Source organism: Frigoribacterium sp. AC394 (genome assembly GCF_979258095.1).
This window is the reverse complement of sequence record NZ_OZ409834.1, coordinates 968832-985754: the sequence shown is the minus strand read 5'-3', so window position 1 is coordinate 985754 and position 16923 is coordinate 968832. Positions and strand designations below refer to the sequence as shown.

Genomic DNA, 16923 nt, shown 5'->3' with positions numbered 1-16923 from the left:
GAAGGGCGAATCATAGATACTGAATGGAAAATGGCCCCACCCAAAGGTGGAGCCATTTTTCCTGTCGCCCGAAGGGCGAACCACGGGCACGGAATGAAAATGGCCCCACCCAAGGGTGGAGCCATTTTTCATGTCGCCCGAAGGGCGAATAACAGGTACTGAATGGAAAATGGCCCCACCCAAGGGTGGAGCCAATTTCCATGTCGGGGTAGCGGGATTCGAACCCACGACCTCCTCGTCCCGAACGAGGCGCGCTACCAAGCTGCGCCACACCCCGATGTGGCCGGCTGCGGTGTTCTGCTGCCGGTGCAACCTGATCATGTTAGCAAACGATTCGGGTCGTCCGTGACCGAGCGCGTGGTCGGAGGTCCGGCGGGCCGATGGTCAGGCGGTGAGGGTGACGACGACCGCCTCGGGTCGGCAGTCGAATCGGACGGGGGCGTAGATCGAGGTGCCGAGCCCGGCCGAGATCTCGAGATGCGCTGTGCGCCGGGCGTGACTCCAGGTGCTGAGGCCGCTGACCTTCGCGCGGGGGATGTCGCAGTTCGTCACGAGGGCCCCGTAGCCCGGCACGCGGACCTGTCCGCCGTGGGTGTGCCCGCCGAAGATGACGTCTGCGCCGTTGGTGACGAACGAGTTCAGCACCCGTTGGTAGGGCGCGTGCGTCAAGGCGATGCTGATCGGTTCGGGGCCTCTGCGATCGTCTTGCCAGCCGACGTTCTCGCGCAGGTCGTCGAGTGCGCCGGGGAGGCGGTCGAGGCGGTCCCAGCTCCCGGTGGGCGTCGTTCACGCCGAACAGTTCGAGCCTCGAACCTCGCACCTCGATCGCGCGTGCGGTGTTGTTGAGGTCGAGCCAGCCGAGGCCTCGGAAGAACGACTCCATGCGATCGATGTCGAGCGGCGTCGGCGTGCGATGGGCTTTGCTCGGCCCGCCGAAGTACGCGAGGGGGTTCTTGGGCGTCGGCGCGTAGTAGTCGTTCGAACCGTGGACGAACACTCCGGCGACGTCTCGGAACGGCTCGAGCGTGTACTCCAGCGCCTCGTGGGCGTCCGCATGCCCCATGTTGTCGCCGGTGTTGACGATGAGGTCGGGCTCGTAGACGGAGAGACCGCGCACCCACTCCTGTTTCTCCGTCTGCCACGGTGCGAGGTGGAGGTCGCTGAGGTGGAGGATCGTGAGACTGCGGGAGCCCGCTTCGAGGACGGGCAGGACCTCGTGACGGACGGTGAATCGGTTCCGCTCGACGAGGGATCCCCAGGCGAAGGCACCCAGGCCGACGGCCGCGCCCACCATCGCGGTCGCGGCCGTCGTCCTGCCGGTGATCAGGGGACTCACGTGCAGTCGCCCGGGTCGCGACCCTCGGCATTGCCGTAGAGCTGGATGGCGACCGCCGTGCCCTTGTCGACGGACGCGCCTCCGCCCGGCTCCATCAGAGACACCTCGCACTGATTCTGCTCGGTACCCACCGTGTATCCAGCGAGCACGACCTTCGACGGATCGAAGCCTGCGGCGCCGATCGCCGCCACGGCGGCGTCGTACTTCGTGCCGACCACGTTCGGCACGGTCGCCGCGTTGGTGCCCACGCTGGTGTACACGGTCACGGCAGTGCCCTGCGACACCTGGGTGCCGGCGACCGGTGAGGTGGCCGAGACGGTGCCGATCGGCGCCGTGGACTCCTGCTGACCGCCGTCGGTGTAGCTCAGACCGAGGCCGCGGAGCGTGGCGGCGGCCTGCTCCGCCGTCTTGCCGCTGAGGTCGGGAAGGGCCTGTGCGGCGCTGCCGCGGACGACGCTCGGGTCGGCGGTGGGGAACGCCCCTCCGCCGTAGACGGTGTTGTTGACCGACTGCACGTCACGGAAGAAGTACGCCCGGGCGTTGGCGTAGGTGGTTCCGGTGGCCGGCGAGTAGGCCGTGCGGAGGCTGACCTTGCCCTGCACGTTGCCCATCCAGACCGCCGTCGCCAGCTTGCTCGTCGAGCCGATCAGCCAGATCTGGTCCTTGTCGGTGGTGGTACCGGTCTTGCCGATCTCGGGGATGCCGTCGGCGGGGAGGGCCCCCACACCGGTTCCGCCGCCGGACCACAGCTGCGACATGCCCTGGATGGTCGCTGCGGCGATGGCCGGGTCGAGGGCCTGCTTGCACTCCTGCGGCTGACCGCCGATCTCCTTGCCGTCTGCATCGACGATCTGGTCGACGATGATCGGCTTGCAGTAGTTCCCGCCCGCGGCGATGCCCGCGTAGGCGGCGGCCATGGTCAACGGTGCGATCTCGTTCGTCCCGAGGAACGACGAGGTGTTGGTGGCCAGCTCGGCTCCGTCGGCGCGGTGCACGCCGAGCGAGCTGGCGACGTCGCGGATGTCGGCGAGGTCGAGCTTCTGAGCCATCGCGGCGTAGGCCGTGTTGATCGACAGCGCCGTGGCCCGCTGGGCGGTCACATAACCCGGATTGCGGCCGTCGTCGTTCTTCGGTGCGAATCCCTGGGGGAACTGCCCGTCGACCGTGCTGTACTGCTGACCGTCGACGGTCATCGGGGTGAAGGGCCGCGGCCTGCCGTTGACGACCTCGGACAGCCCGTGCCCGTTCTGCAGCCAGTCGATCAGGGTGAACGGCTTGTACGTCGAACCGGTCTGGAAGCCGGACGATCCGCCGTAGGGCTTGTCGGTGCTGTAGTTCAGCGCCGTGACGGTCGGATCGGTGACCTCGGGGTCTTCGTTGAGATTGCGGTTCTGCGCCATGACGACGACACGACCCGTGCCGGCCTCGACGGAGTTGACCGCGCTCCCGAGTTCGAGTGCGGGTTCCGTAGGCGGCGCGTAGCGGTCGATCTGGGCGCGGGCGTTGGCGGTCAGGTCGAGGTTGATCGTCGTGTAGACCTTGTAGCCGCCCGTCCGCCAGTTGGCGTCGCGCTCTTCAGCGTTCTTGCCGAGCGACGGGAGGTCCTTGATGCTCTTCTTGACGTAGTCGCAGAACTGCTGGGCGCCGGGGGCGGTGACGGCCGAGCAGCCCTGGGTCGGCTGCGTCAGCTTGACGTAGTCGGCGGGCGAGTCGTCGATCGACGCGTCGTAGTTCTTCTGGGTGATGTAGCCCTCGGCGAGCATGCTGGCGAGGATCACGTTCCGCCGGTCGACGTTGCCCTGGTAGTTGTCGGGCGTGGCGAGGTTCCGCTTCTCCGGGTACTGCACCATGGCGATGAGGCTCGCGGCCTCGACCGCGGTGAGGCTCTTGGCCTCCTTGTTGTAGTAGTGCTGGGCGGCGGCCTGCACGCCGTAGGCCTGGTCGCCGAAGTACGCGATGTTCAGGTAGGCCAGCAGGATGTCGTCTTTGCTGTACTTCTTCTCGAGGCCGATCGCGAACTTCATCTCCTGGAGCTTGCGCTCGATGCTGACCTCTTTCGCCTCCTTCACGGCGGCGGTCTGCGCGTCGCCGGTGAGCTCCTGAGCCTCGGCGAGCCGGATGTTGCGCACCAGCTGCATCGTCAGGGTCGATCCGCCGCCGCTCTCGCCGAGACCGCCGGCGAGAGAGCCGACGCCGGCTCGCACCAGCGATGTCAGATCGACTCCGCCGTGCTCGTAGAAGCGACGGTCCTCACCCGCGACGACGGCGTTCTTGAGCTCGGGCGAGACATCGTCCCACTTCAGGGCGACGCGGTTCTGCGCGTACAGGGTCGCGAACGGGACGTCTTTACCGTTCTGCTTGCCGTACAGCACGTTGCGCTGCTGCAGCTTGCCGATCTCGATGTACTCGGGGATCGACTCGAAGACGCCGATGGAGCTGGACGCGGTCATGCCGGCGACGGCGATGGCGGGTGTCACACCGATGGTGACGAGCAGACCGGCCAGGACGCTGAAGCCGACGAAGCCGAAGAGCGCGCCGACGACGGACGTCGGCTTCGATTTTGGGTCAGACATAAGATCAGGGTAAGTGACAACCCGGAAAACCAAGCTGAACGGAACGACAAATGGTCCTTTGGGAGTACATGACGACGCCGCTGATGGTGCACAACAGCACTGCCATCCTGAACAACTGGGGGAGTGACGGCTGGGAGCTCGTGCAGGTGACGCAGGGCCCCGAAGGCGGCCCGGTCGCCTGGTTCAAGCGTCAGAAGCAGGCCGACTGATGGCCGACGTCGCCGCCCGCCTCGCCGAGCTGAGGCTCGAGCTCCCCGCGGTCGCGACGCCCGCCGGCGCCTACGTGCCCGCCGTGCGCACCGGCTCGTACGTCTACACGGCGGGCCAGCTGCCCTTCGTCGACGGTGCTCTGCCCGCGACGGGCAAGGTCGGTGAGGGCGAGGGTCTGGTCGACCCCGTCGCGGCCAAGGAGTACGCGGCCACGTCCGCACTGAACGCCCTCGCGGCCGCCGCCTCCGTCCTCGACTCGCTCGACGACGTCGTGCGCGTCGTCAAGGTGACGGGCTTCGTCGCCTCCGATCCGGCCTTCAGCGGTCAGCCCGGTGTCATCAACGGGGCGTCCGAGCTGCTCGGCCGGGTCTTCGGCGACGCAGGCGTCCACGCCCGCAGCGCGGTCGGCGTGGCCGTCCTCCCTCTCGACTCGCCCGTCGAGGTCGAGATCGTCCTCGAGGTCCGCCCCCTGGTCTGACCCTGCGACTCAGCGCATCTCGGCGGTGATGACCCCCATCACCGCCGAGTCCGCGAGCGTCGTGGTGTCGCCGACCTCGCGTCCTTCGGCGACGTCGCGCAGCAGTCGTCGCATGATCTTGCCCGAGCGGGTCTTCGGCAGCTCGTCGACCAGCACGATCGTGCGTGGTCGGGCGATGGCGCCGATGCGGTCGGCGACGTGCGCTCGCAACCGGGCCACCGCCTCCTCGGGGGTCACGCTCTGCTTCTTCTTGTCGCGGAGCACCACGAACGCGACGACGGCCTGACCCGTGGTCTCGTCGGCGGCTCCGACGACGGCGGATTCGGCGACGAGCGGATTCGACACCAGCGCCGACTCGATCTCGGCGGTCGACAGGCGATGCCCCGAGACGTTCATGACGTCGTCGACGCGGCCGAGCAGCCAGATGTCGCCGTCGTCGTCGCGTCGAGCGCCGTCTCCGGCGAAGTAGCGGTCGCCGAAGCGGCCCCAGTAGGTCTCGACGTACCGGTCGCGGTCGCCCCAGATGCCGCGGAGCATCGACGGCCAGGGCTCCGTGACCACGAGGAGGCCGCTCTCGCCGTCCGCCACCGGCACGCCCTGGTCGTCGACGACGTCGACGACGATGCCGGGCACGGGGGTCTGGGCGGCGCCGGGCTTCGTCGTCGTCACGCCGGGCAGCGGCGAGATCATCATCGCGCCCGTCTCGGTCTGCCACCAGGTGTCGACGATGGGCGTCCGCCCCGATCCGATCACCTCGCGGTACCAGAGCCACGCCTCGGGGTTGATGGGCTCGCCGACGGACCCGAGGAGGCGCAGCGACGTCAGATCGCGAGCCTGCGGGATCTCGCGCCCCGCCTTCATGAACCCGCGGATGGCCGTGGGTGCCGTGTAGAGGATGGTCACCCCGTACTTCTCGACGAGATCCCACCAGCGCCCGGGGCCGGGGGAGTCGGGTGTGCCCTCGTAGAGCACCTGGGTGGCTCCGTTGGCGAGCGGCCCGTAGACGACGTAGCTGTGCCCGGTGATCCAGCCCACGTCGGCGGTGCACCAGTAGACGTCGCTCTCGGGGCGGAGGTCGAACACGTTCCTGTGCGTGTACGCGACCTGGGTCAGGTAACCGCCCGACGTGTGGAGGATGCCCTTCGGCCGGCCCGTCGTGCCGCTGGTGTAGAGGATGAACAGCGGATGCTCCGCCTCGAACATCTCGGCGGTGTGCTCCGCTTCGACGCCCTCGAGGGCCTCGTGCCACCAGAGGTCGCGCCCCTCCACCCAGTCGACGGCGTTCTCGCCCCGCCTGATCACCAGCACGTTCTCGACCGTCGACCGCCCGCCGAGCGCCAGCGCCGCGTCGACCGCTGGTTTGAGGGGCGAGACGCTGCCCTTCCGCCACCCGCCGTCGGCCGTGATCACCAGCGTGGCCTCGGCGTCGTCGATCCGAGCCCGGAGGCTCTCGGCGCTGAAGCCGCCGAACACGACCGAGTGCACCGCTCCCAGCCGTGCGACCGCGAGCATGGCGACCACCGCCTCCGGGATCTGCGGCAGATAGACGACCACCCGGTCGCCCGACCCGACACCCAGCGACGACAGCAGGTTGGCGGCCCGCTTCACCTCGGCCGTCAGCTCGGCGTAGGTGACCGCCCGTGCGTCACCGGGCTCGCCTTCCCAGAGGAGGGCGACGCGCTCACCGTGGCCGGCCTCGACGTGGCGGTCGAGGCAGTTGTAGGCGACGTTCAGCGTGCCGTCGGCGAACCACCGTGCGAACGGGGGATCGGACCAGTCGAGGGTCTCGGTCGGTCGGCGACCCCAGGTCACGCACGCGTCGGCCTGCTCGGCCCAGAAGGCCGACCGGTCCGCGTGCGCGCGATCGGCCAGATCGCGGGTGGCGACGGCGTTCGAGGCGAACACCGGGTCGGGGGCGAACGTGGACGCCTCTCTCGGAGGGGTCGGGGTTCCGTCGGCCATGTCGGACCTTTCGCGTCGTTGCGGGAGGCGCGGGCTGACCCGCACAGCAAGTGAGACTACCCCCGGGGTCTTTCCGGGTCGGCCTGTCCGATCACGGAAGATCGACGTGTCGCGCGTGGCGAGGCGGGCCCATCCTGGGGTACAGTTAACGCAGTCGGATTCAGTTCCGACTCGCAATGCGTTGATTCCCCCCAATCGCGTGTTGCGGTGGCGGCGCCGGTTCCCCCCAATCGGCGCCGCCCCTCTTCGTTTAACCCGGAGATCACCCTCCACGGGTGAGGGCTATCACCCCTCCACATCGCCGATCTGCTGTCGTCGTCCCCAGGCGTTGCACCGAACCGTCTGCTCCGGTGGCGTGTCCTCTAGCGTCCGGCTATGACTCCGATCCAGACCTCGACCACTCTCTCGGCTGCCCCCGCCGCCCCCTCGCGGCGTCCCCTCGATCACCCGTCGGTCACCCGCGGAGTCGACCTGGGGCGCTTCGTCCCCGCGGCGACGCCCGGCCGTCTCGATCATCGGGGTACAACGGGAGCGAACGGGGTACAGAGTCTGTCCATCCCCTCTCGCGGGGCTCCCTTCGGCCCGTTGCGCGACATCATCGACGAGCCGGGCGTGACCGACGTGTTCGTGAACGGCGGAGGGGGCACCTGGGTGGATCGCGGCCACGGCCTCCTGCCCGACGGTCGCATCCACCTGTCCGACGACGTCGCACGGCATCTGGCGGTACGACTCGTGGCGGCGGGCGGTCGACATGTCGACGAGGCCAGCCCCTGCGTCGACGTGCGCCTCGAGGCCGGCATCAGGGTCCATGTCGTCCTGCCGCCCGTGTCGACGGCCGGCACCCTCCTCTCCATCCGTCTGCCGCGCAGGACGCCCCTCACGCTCGACGGGCTCTCCGCCCAGGGGTTCTTCGACGACGTCGACGAGAGCGAGGTCAGGAGGTGCGTGGACCGGCGCGCGAACATCCTCATCACGGGTGCGGGCGGGGCGGGGAAGACCACCTTCCTGTCGAGTCTCCTCGCCGAAGCGGATCCGACCGATCGGATCGTGACCATCGAGGACGTGGCCGAGCTCCGCGTCGATCATCCGCACGTCGTCTCGCTCGAGACGCGTCAGCCCAACCTCGAGGGCGTCGGCGGAGTCGATCTCGCCCGTCTGCTGCGCGAGGCGCTGCGCATGCGCCCGGACCGACTCGTCGTGGGTGAGTGCCGTGGAGTCGAGGTGCGCGACCTGCTGTCGGCCCTGAACACCGGGCACGATGGAGGTGCGGGCACTCTGCACGCGAACGGTCTGGCCGACGTCCCCGCCCGTCTCGAGGCGCTGGGCGCGGTCGCCGGGCTCAGCCCCGCGGCGCTGGCGCGACAGGCCGTCAGCGCGTTCGACGCCGTATTCCATCTGGAGCGGACCACCGAGGGTCGGCGTCTCGCTCAGATCGGGCACCTCGTGCTCGATGCCGACGGCGCCTTGACGGCTCGGGCGGGGCTCGCTCGTCGTGCCGCGTGAGCGGCGGCGCCGTCTCGTCACCGTCACCCCCGCCTCGACGGTCGTCGAGCGCGTCGCCGTGCTGCTGTCCGCCGGCGTCGTCCCGGCCTCGGCCTGGCGGCATGTCGCCGAGTCGGAGCCTCCGGGGCCCGTCCGCGAGGTGACGCTCGCCGTCGCGACCGAGGCCGTGACCGGCATGCCGATCTCGGAGGCGCTCGCGGCGGCTCTGGGCGGACGACCCTTCGCACGCGCGCCCGAGGGCCCGCGTCACGAGCTCGACTGGCGGCAGGTCGCCTGTGCGTGGTTCGTCGCGGAGCGCAGCGGTGCGCCACTGGCCGACTGCCTGCGGACGTTCGTGGCGGGCCTGCGGGCAGCAGAGGCGGCGCGGCGCGACGTCGAGGTCGCCCTGAGCGGGCCTCGCTCGACGGGGCGCATCGTGCTGGCGCTGCCGCCGGTCGGTCTGCTGTTCTCCATGGGCATGGGCTTCGACACGGCGGGCGTGCTGGTCGGCACGCCCGTGGGCTGGGGCTGCCTCGTGCTCGGCGCAGGCCTCGTGGCCGTCGCTCGGGCCTGGAACGCGCGACTCGTCCGCGGTGCCACGCCCGAGGGGCCCGTCCCCGGTCTGCGCCTGGAACTGCTGGCCGTCGCCGTCTCGGGCGGTGCGTCGTGGGACTCGGGGCTCGCGCTCGTACGGTCCGCCCTCGATCTGCTCCCGACGGCTGCTGCGGACGGTTCGGGGGCCGCAGCGGAGGACGGCGCCGAGCGCGACTGCCTCGAGGTGCTCGATCTCTCGCGCCGAGCGGGTGCTCCCGCCGGCGAGCTGCTCCGGGCGACCGCCCGTGAACGGCGACTCCGCAGCGCCGCGGACTCCCAGTCGGCCGCCGCACGACTCGGGTCGACCCTCATGCTGCCGCTCGGCCTCTGCGTCCTGCCGGCGTTCCTGGTCGTCGCCGTCGTGCCGCTCGTCGTCTCGCTCGTCTCCTCCACAACGGCGTCCTGGTGAGACCGGTCCCCAGCGGCGCCGGTGCCGACGCCCGTCGGTCGCGGCGACGCCGGAGACTCGGACCACGCCACACCGAGTGGTCCTGCAGAGAGTAAGGAACCCCATGACACCGCATCCCGCCCTCGACACCCGGAACACGACCGACCTCACCGGCCGGGACGGCGGTCGCCGCGCCGGCCCGCTCCGTCGCCTGCTCTCGGCCGACGACGGCGCGGCGACCGCCGAATACGCGATCGTCATCATGGCCGCGGTGGGGTTCGCCGGTCTCCTGGTCGTCATCATGCGTTCGGACGAGGTGCGGGGCACCCTGTCCGATCTCGTCCGGTCCGCCCTGACGGTGGGCTGACATGGCCGGCGTGGCACCGGGCCGCAGCCGGTTCTCGTCCGACGCCGGCAGCGTCACGGCCGAGTTCGCCGTGGTGGTGCCAGCGCTCCTGTCCGTCGTCGGTCTCGCCCTCGTGGGCGCCGGTGCCGGGATGCAGGCCATCCGCCTGTCGGACGCCGCGGCGGTCGTCGCGAGGCAGACGGCCCGAGGCGGCGGTGACGCCGTGCCCGCGACGCTCGCGGCTCTCGCACCGGGCGCGAGCGTCTCCACGTCGTCGGACGGCGAGCTGGTCTGCATCCGGCTGACGCGGGTGGTGGCCCTCGGGCCCGTCGAGGGGCTCGAGCTGACCGGTCGGAGCTGCGCCCCGAGGGCCGGCGGATGACCTCGACACCGCACCCGCGCCTCCTGCCCGGCGACGACGGGGGATCGGCGTCCGTCGTCGCCGTCGGCCTTCTGCTGATGATCGTCGCGCTGGTGCTCGCCGTGACGGGCACGGCGCGGGTCCTGGTCGAGCGCAGTCGGGTGGCGGGGGCCGCCGACGCCTCGGCCCTGGCGGGCGCCGACGTGGCCGCCGGGTTGACGGCCGGGGTCGTCTGCGAGGCCGCGAGCCGGGTGGCCGAGGCCAACCGGGCCGCCCTCGTGGCCTGCGAGACGGATGGATCCATCGTCACCGTCAGGGTGTCGAGCACGCTCGGTCTCCTGCCCGTCGCGGCGTCCGCGACGGCGGGTCCGCCACCCGCCGAGGCGGTCGGGGCACCGGCGACGCCGTGAGCGAGTCGCGCGTGCGGTGTGTGTATGGTGTGCCTGTCGGCAGCCACCACGTCGCCCTCGCCGGAGGGGACGTCGTCCCCGACGACCTCGCCGATCGGTCTCGATCGGCCGTCTACGTTCCACAATCCAAGGAGTCCCGTGCCAGGCACGAAGAAACTGGTCATCGTCGAGTCGCCCGCGAAGGCCAAGACGATCGCCCAGTACCTCGGCAGCGGATACGAGGTCCTCGCATCCGTCGGCCACATCCGCGACCTCATCGAGCCGAAGAACCTCCCGCCCGAGCTGAAGAAGGGCTCGTTGGGCAAGTTCTCCGTCGACGTCGAGAACGGCTTCGAGCCCTACTACGTCGTGTCCGACGCCAAGAAGAAGACCGTCTCCGATCTGAAACGCGCCTTGAAGACGGCCGACGAGCTCTACCTCGCGACTGATGAGGACCGCGAGGGCGAGGCCATCGCATGGCACCTGCTGCAAGAGCTGAAGCCCAAGGTCCCCGTCAAGCGGATGGTCTTCCACGAGATCACGAAGGACGCCATCCAGAAGGCGCAGGAGAACACCCGCGAGCTCGACACGGCGCTCGTCGACGCCCAGGAGACCCGCCGCATCCTCGACCGTCTCTACGGGTTCGAGGTGTCGCCCGTCCTCTGGCGGAAGGTCGGCCCCGGTCTCTCCGCCGGTCGCGTCCAGTCGGCTGCGACACGACTCGTGGTCGATCGTGAACGAGAGCGTCTCGCCTTCGTCTCCGCCACCTACTGGGACCTCACCGCGACCTTCGAGCCTTCGACCGAGTCGGTGCCGTTCTCGTCGAAGCTCGTGCGGATCAACGGCTCACGCGTCGCGAGCGGTCGCGACTACGACGACCGCGGCCAGCTGAAGAACGAGTCCGTCTCGCTCGACGAGTCGACCGCGCTCGCCCTCACACGGGCCCTCGAGTCCGCCGGCGTCACGATCGAGGTCACCTCCGTCGAGTCGAAGCCCTACACGCGTCGTCCGGCCGCGCCGTTCACGACGTCGACCCTGCAGCAGGAGGCGGCGCGGAAACTGCGCTTCTCGGCTCGCCAGACCATGAGCGTCGCGCAGTCGCTCTACGAGAACGGCCACATCACCTACATGCGCACCGACTCGCCGTCGCTCTCGCAGCAGGCGATCGATGCGGCTCGCAACCAGGCGTCGAAGCTCTACGGGGCCGAGACCGTCCCCGCCAAACCCCGCCTGTACACAGGCAAGAGCAAGAACGCCCAGGAGGCGCACGAGGCGATCCGCCCGTCGGGCGACACCTTCCGCACGCCGTCCGAGATGTCGACCACGCTCCGCGGCAACGACTGGAAGCTCTACGACCTCATCTGGAAGCGCACGGTCGCGTCGCAGATGGCCGATGCCAAGGGATCGACGGCGTCAGTCGTCGTGGCGGCCACGACCCCCGATGCGGTCGAGGGGATCACTCCGGGCAGCGGCGCGGGCACCCTGGCGGAGTTCACCGCATCGGGAACCGTCATCACGTTCCGCGGGTTCCTCAACGCATATGAAGAGGGACGCGACGAGGACCGCCACGGCTCGGCCGAGCCGGCCGACGCCAAGCTCCCGCCCCTGACGGTCGGACAGAACCTCGCCCTCGACGCGGTCGAGGCCAAGGGCCACGACACGAGCGCCCCTCCCCGCTACACGGAGGCGAGCCTCGTCAAGACGCTCGAAGAGCTGGGCATCGGTCGCCCGTCGACCTACGCCGCGATCATGTCGACCATCGTCGACCGCGGTTACGTGACCCCTCGGGGTACGGCGCTCGTGCCGAACTGGATCGCCTTCTCGGTCGTGAGACTGCTCGAGGACTACTTCGGCGACCTCGTCCAGTACGACTTCACCGCGAGCATGGAAGACGACCTGGACCTGATCGCCGGGGGCGGCGCCGATCGGGTCGACTGGCTCAACGGCTTCTACTTCGGCAACGAGCAGCACCGTGGTCTCCGCAAGGTGGTCGACAACCTCGGCGACATCGACGCACGGGACATCAACTCCATCCCGCTCGGCGAGGGGCTCACCCTCCGCATCGGACGCTACGGCCCCTACCTCGAGGCACCGGGCTCGGACCCCGAGACGCCGCGTCGGGTGAACGTGCCGGAGGACCTCGCTCCCGACGAGTTGACCGCCGCGAAGGCTCGCGAGCTGATCGACGCGCCCGTCATCGGCGATCGCGTGCTCGGTGTCAACCCCGAGAGCGGCAAGGAGGTCATCGCGAAAGACGGCCGTTTCGGCCCCTACGTGACCGAGCGGACTCCCGAGGAGGTCGACGCGGATCCCGCCACCGGCGAGGTCGTCGAGGCCCCCGCGCCCGCTGCGACGGAGGGCACCGGGGCGAAGCCGAAGAAGGCGCCGGCGAAGAAGGCCGCTCCGAAGGAGCGGACCTCGTCGCTGTTCAAGAGCATGGACGTCGACACCGTCGATCTCGAGACCGCCCTCCGACTTCTCGACCTGCCCCGCGTCGTGGGTGTCGACCCGGAGAGCGGCGAGGAGATCCAGGCGCAGAACGGCCGCTACGGCCCGTATCTGAAGAAGGGCGCCGACACGCGGTCGCTCACCAGCGAGGATCAGATCTTCGACATCGACCTGGCCGGTGCGATCGAGCTCTACGCTCAGCCGAAGTACGGCGCCAAGCGCGCCAGCAGCGCTCTGAAGGAGTTCGAGGCCGATCCGGTCAGCGGGAAGCCGATCAAGGTCAAAGACGGTCGCTTCGGGCCCTATGTCACCGACGGCGAGACCAATGCGACCATCCCCCGCGGTGAGACCGTCGAGGAGGTCGACTTCGACCGCGCCGTGCAGCTGATCGCCGACAAGCGCGCCAAGGGGCCTGCGAAGAAGCCGGCGGCCAAGAAGCCCGCCGCCAAGAAGCCGGCCGCGAAGAAGCCTGCCGCGAAGAAGCCCGCGGCCGCCACCAAGGCGACCGCGACCAAGGCCGCCACGACCAAGGCCGCCACGACCAAGGCGGCCACGACCAAGGCGGCCGCGACCAAGGCCGCTGCTGCGAAGAAGGCCGCCTCGGCCGAGCCTGCTGCGTCCGAGAAGCCGGCAGCTGCGAAGAAGTCCGAGTAGTGGCGGGCCTCTTCATCACGCTCGAGGGCGGCGACGGATCGGGGAAGACCACGCAGGCCGGTCTGCTCGAGGCCTGGCTCGTCGAGAGCGGCCGGTCCGTGGTGCGGACGCGCGAGCCCGGGGGGACCGACCTCGGGCTCGAGCTCCGCGAGATCGTCCTGCATCGTCGCGGTCACATCGCTCCTCGTGCCGAGGCCCTGCTGTACGCCGCCGATCGGGCGCACCACGTCGAGACGCTGGTCCGGCCCGCCCTCGACCGGGGCGACGTCGTCCTGCAAGACCGGTACATCGACTCGTCGGTGGCCTACCAGGGTGCCGGCCGGGTCCTCGGCGGAGACGAGATCCGATCGCTGTCCGAATGGGCGGTCGACGGGTTGGCCCCCGACCTCACCGTGCTGCTCGACCTCGACGAGGCCGAGGGGCGGCGTCGGCTCGACAGCGCCCGCACCGAGTACGACAGGCTCGAGTCCGAGAAGTCCGACTTCCACGCCCGCGTCCGTGCCGCGTACCTGGCTGTGGCCGAGTCCGAGCCCGAACGCTTCGTGGTCGTCGACGCCTCTCTGCCGCAGGCGGAGATCGCGTCGCTCATCCGCGACCGAGTCGCCGGCCTCCTGGAGTGACCGTGTCGACCCCGTCGTTCTGGGACGGCCTGACCGGTCAGGCCGACGCCATCGAGTCGCTGCGTGCGGCGGCCTCGACCGAACCGGGCAACTCGTCGATGACCCACTCCTGGTTGATCACGGGCCCGCCCGGTTCGGGTCGGTCGAATCTCGCCTATGCGTTCGCCGCGGCGCTCCTTGCCCGCAGCGATGAGGACGCCGAGGCGACCATCCGGCAGGTCGGGGCCCGCTCGCACCCCGACCTCGCCGTGCTGAGCACCGAGCGCATCATCATCACCATCGACGAGGTCCGCACCCTGGTCGCGGCTTCCCAGTTCTCCCCGTCGGTGGGGCGCTACCGGGTGGTCGTCATCGAGGACGCCGACCGCATGACCGAGCGCACGTCGAACCTCCTGCTGAAGGCGCTGGAGGAGCCGCCGCCTCGCACGGTCTGGATCCTCTGCGCGCCCAGCGAGGCCGATCTGATCCCGACCATCCGGTCGAGGGTCCGCGGCGTGCGGTTGCGCGTCCCCTCGGTGACCGACGTCGCGGCTCTCATCGAGCGTCGCGACGGAGTCGATCACGAGACGGCCGTCGTCGCGGCCCGCGAGGCTCAGAGTCACATCGGCATGGCGCACCGACTCGCCACCAACCCGGAGGCGCGCGACCGTCGCCGACGGACGCTCGAGACCGCGCTCGCCATCCGCTCGGTGTCCGACGCCGTGCAGGCGGCGGCGACGCTGCTCGCGGTGGCCGGCGACGACGCGAAGGCCATCACGACCGAACGCGACGCCGACGAGCGGGCCAGTGCGCTGCGTTCCCTCGGGGTCGAGCCGGGCGGGACCGTGCCTCCGGCGCTCCGCAGTCAGCTGCGGGCGCTCGACGACGACCAGAAGCGCCGCGCCACGCGCAGCCTCCGCGACGGCATCGACCGCATCATGGTCGACCTGCTCTCGCTCTACCGCGACGTCCTGCTCCTGCACCTCGGCGTCGGCGACGACCCCGTCAACCAGAGCATGCGCGGGCGTCTCGACGAGGCGACCCGCGCCTCCTCGCCGGCCAGCACCCTCGCCGTGATGGACGCGATCGCGGTCGCCCGCCGTCGGATCGAGTCGAACGTCTCGCCGGTCCTCGCGCTCGAGGCCATGCTCGTGGCCATCAGCAGACACGCGGTCAGGTGAGGCAAGATGGCCGGATGAGCGACCCGACCGCCGCCCCTGGCCTCCGCGAGCGAAAGCGCCTGGCCACGCGGCGGGCGATCCAGGTCGCGGTGCTCGATCTCATCAACGAGCACGGCCTCGACGCTGTCACGGTCGACATGATCAGCCGGCGCGCCGATGTGTCGCCGCGCACGTTCTTCAACTACTTCACCTCCAAGGAGGAGGCCGTGGTCGGAGATCCGCCGCAGCTCTCCGACGGGGCCGAGCTCGAGGCGTTCGTCTCCGATCACGACGGGTCGCTCCTCGATGGTCTGGTGCACCTCCTCGACCACGCCGCGACGACGGCGACCGGCGATCGGGAGCTCGTGCAGCGGCGCCGCGCCGTGCTGCGCGCGTACCCCGAGCTGTTCGCGCGGCGGATGGCGTCGGTCCGCGTGTTCGAAGAGCGGGTCACCGAGGTCGTCGCCCAGCGGCTCGCAGCCGACGCCGGCCTGGCGTCGACCATCGACGGCTCCGACGGGGTCGACGGTGCGGCGGCCGTGGCGAGCCGCGCCCATCTCGTCGCGCTCGTGGTCATCGCCACGCTGCGGCACGCCTGGGCCGAGTGGATCGAAGATGACGACGTCGAGCACCTCGGCGACTACCGGTTCAGCCTCCGCGCCCGGATGGACGACAGCTTCGCCGACCTGCGCCGCCTCGTGTCACGCGAACTCTGAGAATCCGGTACAGTATCTAATCGTGCCGACAGGCACTGGTTGTCGGCCATGGCCGGTATCCGCCGCTTTAGCTCAGTCGGTAGAGCGTCTCACTCGTAATGAGAAGGTCTGGGGTTCGATTCCCCAAAGCGGCTCCACAGAACCGGTCACCCCTCCGCGGGGTGGCCGGTTCTTCGTGTCGGCGGCGGCTGGTAGACAGGTGTCATGACGATTCGATGGGGAATACTCGGCGCGGGCGGCATCGCCCAGGCCTTCACCTCCGACCTGCTGGGGGCCGGCCTGGCCGTCTCGGCCGTCGGTTCGCGCGACCAGGCCAAGGCGGACGAGTTCGCCGGCCGGTTCGGCATCGACCACGCGCACGGCAGCTACGAAGACCTCGTGGCCGACCCGACCGTCGACGCCGTCTACGTCGCGACTCCGCATGTCTTCCACGCCGAGCAGGCCCTGCTCGCGATCGCCGCCGGCAAGCACGTGCTCGTCGAGAAGGCCTTCACCATCAACGCCGCCGAGGCGCAGGCTGTCCTCGACGCCGCGTCCGCCGCCGGCGTGGTCGCGATGGAGGCGATGTGGACCCGCTACCTCCCGCAGAGCGCGCGGCTGCGCGCGATCGTGCGATCCGGCACCATCGGCGAGGTGCGCCTCCTGACGGCCGTGCACCTGCAGTCCCTGCCGACCGACCCCCGCCACCGACTCAACGACCCGGCGCTCGGCGGCGGCGCGCTGCTCGACCTGGGCGTCTACCCGGTGTCGTTCGCGCACGATCTGCTCGGGGCTCCGACCGAGATCGCGACCGTCGGGGTCCTCAGCGACCAGGGCGTCGACGCCCGCCACTCGGCGACCCTCGGCTATGCGAGCGGCGCTTCGGCGCAGCTGTACTCGGCGCTCGACTCGACGGGGCACAACGTCGCCGTCGTGCACGGCACGGCCGGTCGCATCGAGATCGACGCGACCTGGTACACCCCCGTCGGCTTCACCGTGTACGACAGCGACGACTCGATCATCGAGCGCTTCGACTCCGACGAGGGGTCCCTCCGCGGCATGCACCACCAGGCCATCGAACTCGACCGCGTCGTCTCGGCGGGTGAGACCGAGAGCCCCCTGCTCACGGCCGAGGGCATCGTCGACGTCATGCGCACCATGGACGAGATGCGGCGTCAGCTCGGGTCCGCTACCCCCGCGAGTAGCAGGCACGGGTAGGAGGCGCGGCGGCGGTTTCGTACACTGGCT

General features: G+C 70.1%; 15 protein-coding genes, 2 tRNA genes and 1 pseudogene. 13 read left to right on the top strand and 5 right to left on the bottom strand.

All coding sequences use genetic code 11. From position 1 onward, the window contains the following. Window positions 1–203: 203 nt before the first annotated feature. From ACZZY9_RS04465 to ACZZY9_RS04450, 4 genes and pseudogenes are all read right to left on the bottom strand, one after another. Window positions 204–277: transfer RNA gene (locus ACZZY9_RS04465), tRNA-Pro, on the bottom strand. A gap of 107 nt (window positions 278–384) precedes the next feature. Beyond that, entirely contained in the window at window positions 385–669 is a 285-nt protein-coding gene (locus tag ACZZY9_RS04460; RefSeq protein WP_463464695.1) for a hypothetical protein, read from the bottom strand. 295 nt (window positions 670–964) lie between these two features. Continuing rightward, window positions 965–1294, bottom strand: a pseudogene (locus ACZZY9_RS04455) (metallophosphoesterase); the annotation flags it as partial. Between the two features lie 38 nt (window positions 1295–1332). Further along, a complete protein-coding gene (locus ACZZY9_RS04450) occupies window positions 1333–3909 on the bottom strand; it encodes a transglycosylase domain-containing protein (RefSeq protein ID WP_463463149.1) in 2577 nt (858 codons plus the stop codon). 50 nt (window positions 3910–3959) lie between these two features. Here ACZZY9_RS04450 and ACZZY9_RS04445 point away from each other — a divergent pair, with 50 nt between their 5' ends. Together ACZZY9_RS04445 and ACZZY9_RS04440 are read left to right on the top strand one after the other, a co-directional pair. Next, window positions 3960–4118 (top strand): DUF4177 domain-containing protein, encoded by a 159-nt coding sequence (locus ACZZY9_RS04445; RefSeq protein ID WP_167627312.1) that lies wholly within the window; start codon window positions 3960–3962, stop codon window positions 4116–4118. Then, on the top strand, window positions 4118–4597 hold the full coding sequence (locus ACZZY9_RS04440) for a RidA family protein (protein ID WP_463463148.1): 480 nt from the start codon (window positions 4118–4120) through the stop codon (window positions 4595–4597). The genes ACZZY9_RS04445 and ACZZY9_RS04440 overlap by 1 nt, the downstream gene beginning before the upstream one ends. 9 nt (window positions 4598–4606) lie before the next feature. Here the strand turns inward: ACZZY9_RS04440 and acs are convergent, their stop codons facing one another. Further along, the gene (gene acs / locus ACZZY9_RS04435; RefSeq protein WP_463463147.1) at window positions 4607–6559 is read right to left on the bottom strand and encodes an acetate--CoA ligase; all 1953 of its coding nucleotides are present in this window, start codon (window positions 6557–6559) and stop codon (window positions 4607–4609) included. A 612-nt stretch (window positions 6560–7171) separates the two neighbouring features. Here acs and ACZZY9_RS04430 point away from each other — a divergent pair. The 11 genes from ACZZY9_RS04430 to ACZZY9_RS04380 all read left to right on the top strand — a co-directional run bounded on the left by ACZZY9_RS04430 (window position 7172) and on the right by ACZZY9_RS04380 (window position 16893). Then, on the top strand, window positions 7172–8062 hold the full coding sequence (locus ACZZY9_RS04430; protein WP_463463146.1) for a TadA family conjugal transfer-associated ATPase: 891 nt from the start codon (window positions 7172–7174) through the stop codon (window positions 8060–8062). Continuing rightward, the gene (locus tag ACZZY9_RS04425; protein WP_463463145.1) at window positions 8052–9044 is read left to right on the top strand and encodes a type II secretion system F family protein; all 993 of its coding nucleotides are present in this window, start codon (window positions 8052–8054) and stop codon (window positions 9042–9044) included. The genes ACZZY9_RS04430 and ACZZY9_RS04425 overlap by 11 nt, the downstream gene beginning before the upstream one ends. 103 nt (window positions 9045–9147) lie before the next feature. Continuing rightward, window positions 9148–9390: a DUF4244 domain-containing protein gene (locus ACZZY9_RS04420; RefSeq protein WP_463463144.1), complete on the top strand. Its 243-nt coding sequence runs from the start codon at window positions 9148–9150 to the stop codon at window positions 9388–9390. Window position 9391: 1 nt separating this feature from the next. Continuing rightward, the gene (locus tag ACZZY9_RS04415) at window positions 9392–9751 is read left to right on the top strand and encodes a TadE family type IV pilus minor pilin (RefSeq protein ID WP_463463143.1); all 360 of its coding nucleotides are present in this window, start codon (window positions 9392–9394) and stop codon (window positions 9749–9751) included. Continuing rightward, a complete protein-coding gene (locus tag ACZZY9_RS04410; RefSeq protein ID WP_463463142.1) occupies window positions 9748–10140 on the top strand; it encodes an Rv3654c family TadE-like protein in 393 nt (130 codons plus the stop codon). Before ACZZY9_RS04415 ends, ACZZY9_RS04410 begins: the two co-directional genes overlap by 4 nt. 138 nt (window positions 10141–10278) lie before the next feature. After that, window positions 10279–13221 carry a type I DNA topoisomerase gene (topA, locus tag ACZZY9_RS04405; RefSeq protein ID WP_463463141.1) on the top strand — a complete coding sequence of 981 codons (2943 nt, stop codon included), beginning with the start codon at window positions 10279–10281 and terminating at the stop codon, window positions 13219–13221. Next, entirely contained in the window at window positions 13221–13841 is a 621-nt protein-coding gene (gene tmk, locus ACZZY9_RS04400) for a dTMP kinase (protein WP_192058650.1), read from the top strand. Before topA ends, tmk begins: the two co-directional genes overlap by 1 nt. Continuing rightward, a complete protein-coding gene (locus ACZZY9_RS04395; protein WP_463463140.1) occupies window positions 13838–15001 on the top strand; it encodes a DNA polymerase III subunit delta' in 1164 nt (387 codons plus the stop codon). Before tmk ends, ACZZY9_RS04395 begins: the two co-directional genes overlap by 4 nt. Window positions 15002–15015: 14 nt before the next feature. Next, window positions 15016–15696, top strand: a complete 681-nt coding sequence (locus ACZZY9_RS04390; RefSeq protein ID WP_192058647.1) for a TetR/AcrR family transcriptional regulator — start codon at window positions 15016–15018, stop codon at window positions 15694–15696. Window positions 15697–15757: 61 nt separating this feature from the next. Then, window positions 15758–15833, top strand: a tRNA-Thr gene (locus tag ACZZY9_RS04385). A 67-nt stretch (window positions 15834–15900) separates the two neighbouring features. Then, the gene (locus ACZZY9_RS04380) at window positions 15901–16893 is read left to right on the top strand and encodes a Gfo/Idh/MocA family protein (RefSeq protein ID WP_463463139.1); all 993 of its coding nucleotides are present in this window, start codon (window positions 15901–15903) and stop codon (window positions 16891–16893) included. Window positions 16894–16923 lie beyond the last annotated feature (30 nt).

Excerpts from the sequence above, each read along its gene's own strand:
- ACZZY9_RS04450 (WP_463463149.1), bottom strand. The coding sequence starts at position 3,909 with ATGTCTGACCCAAAATCGAAGCCGACGTCCGTCGTCGGCGCGCTCTTC.
- ACZZY9_RS04445 (WP_167627312.1), top strand. The coding sequence starts at position 3,960 with ATGGTCCTTTGGGAGTACATGACGACGCCGCTGATGGTGCACAACAGC.
- ACZZY9_RS04440 (WP_463463148.1), top strand. The coding sequence starts at position 4,118 with ATGGCCGACGTCGCCGCCCGCCTCGCCGAGCTGAGGCTCGAGCTCCCC.
- acs (WP_463463147.1), bottom strand. The coding sequence starts at position 6,559 with ATGGCCGACGGAACCCCGACCCCTCCGAGAGAGGCGTCCACGTTCGCC.
- ACZZY9_RS04420 (WP_463463144.1), top strand. The coding sequence starts at position 9,148 with ATGACACCGCATCCCGCCCTCGACACCCGGAACACGACCGACCTCACC.
- ACZZY9_RS04415 (WP_463463143.1), top strand. The coding sequence starts at position 9,392 with ATGGCCGGCGTGGCACCGGGCCGCAGCCGGTTCTCGTCCGACGCCGGC.
- ACZZY9_RS04410 (WP_463463142.1), top strand. The coding sequence starts at position 9,748 with ATGACCTCGACACCGCACCCGCGCCTCCTGCCCGGCGACGACGGGGGA.
- ACZZY9_RS04390 (WP_192058647.1), top strand. The coding sequence starts at position 15,016 with ATGAGCGACCCGACCGCCGCCCCTGGCCTCCGCGAGCGAAAGCGCCTG.
- ACZZY9_RS04380 (WP_463463139.1), top strand. The coding sequence starts at position 15,901 with ATGACGATTCGATGGGGAATACTCGGCGCGGGCGGCATCGCCCAGGCC.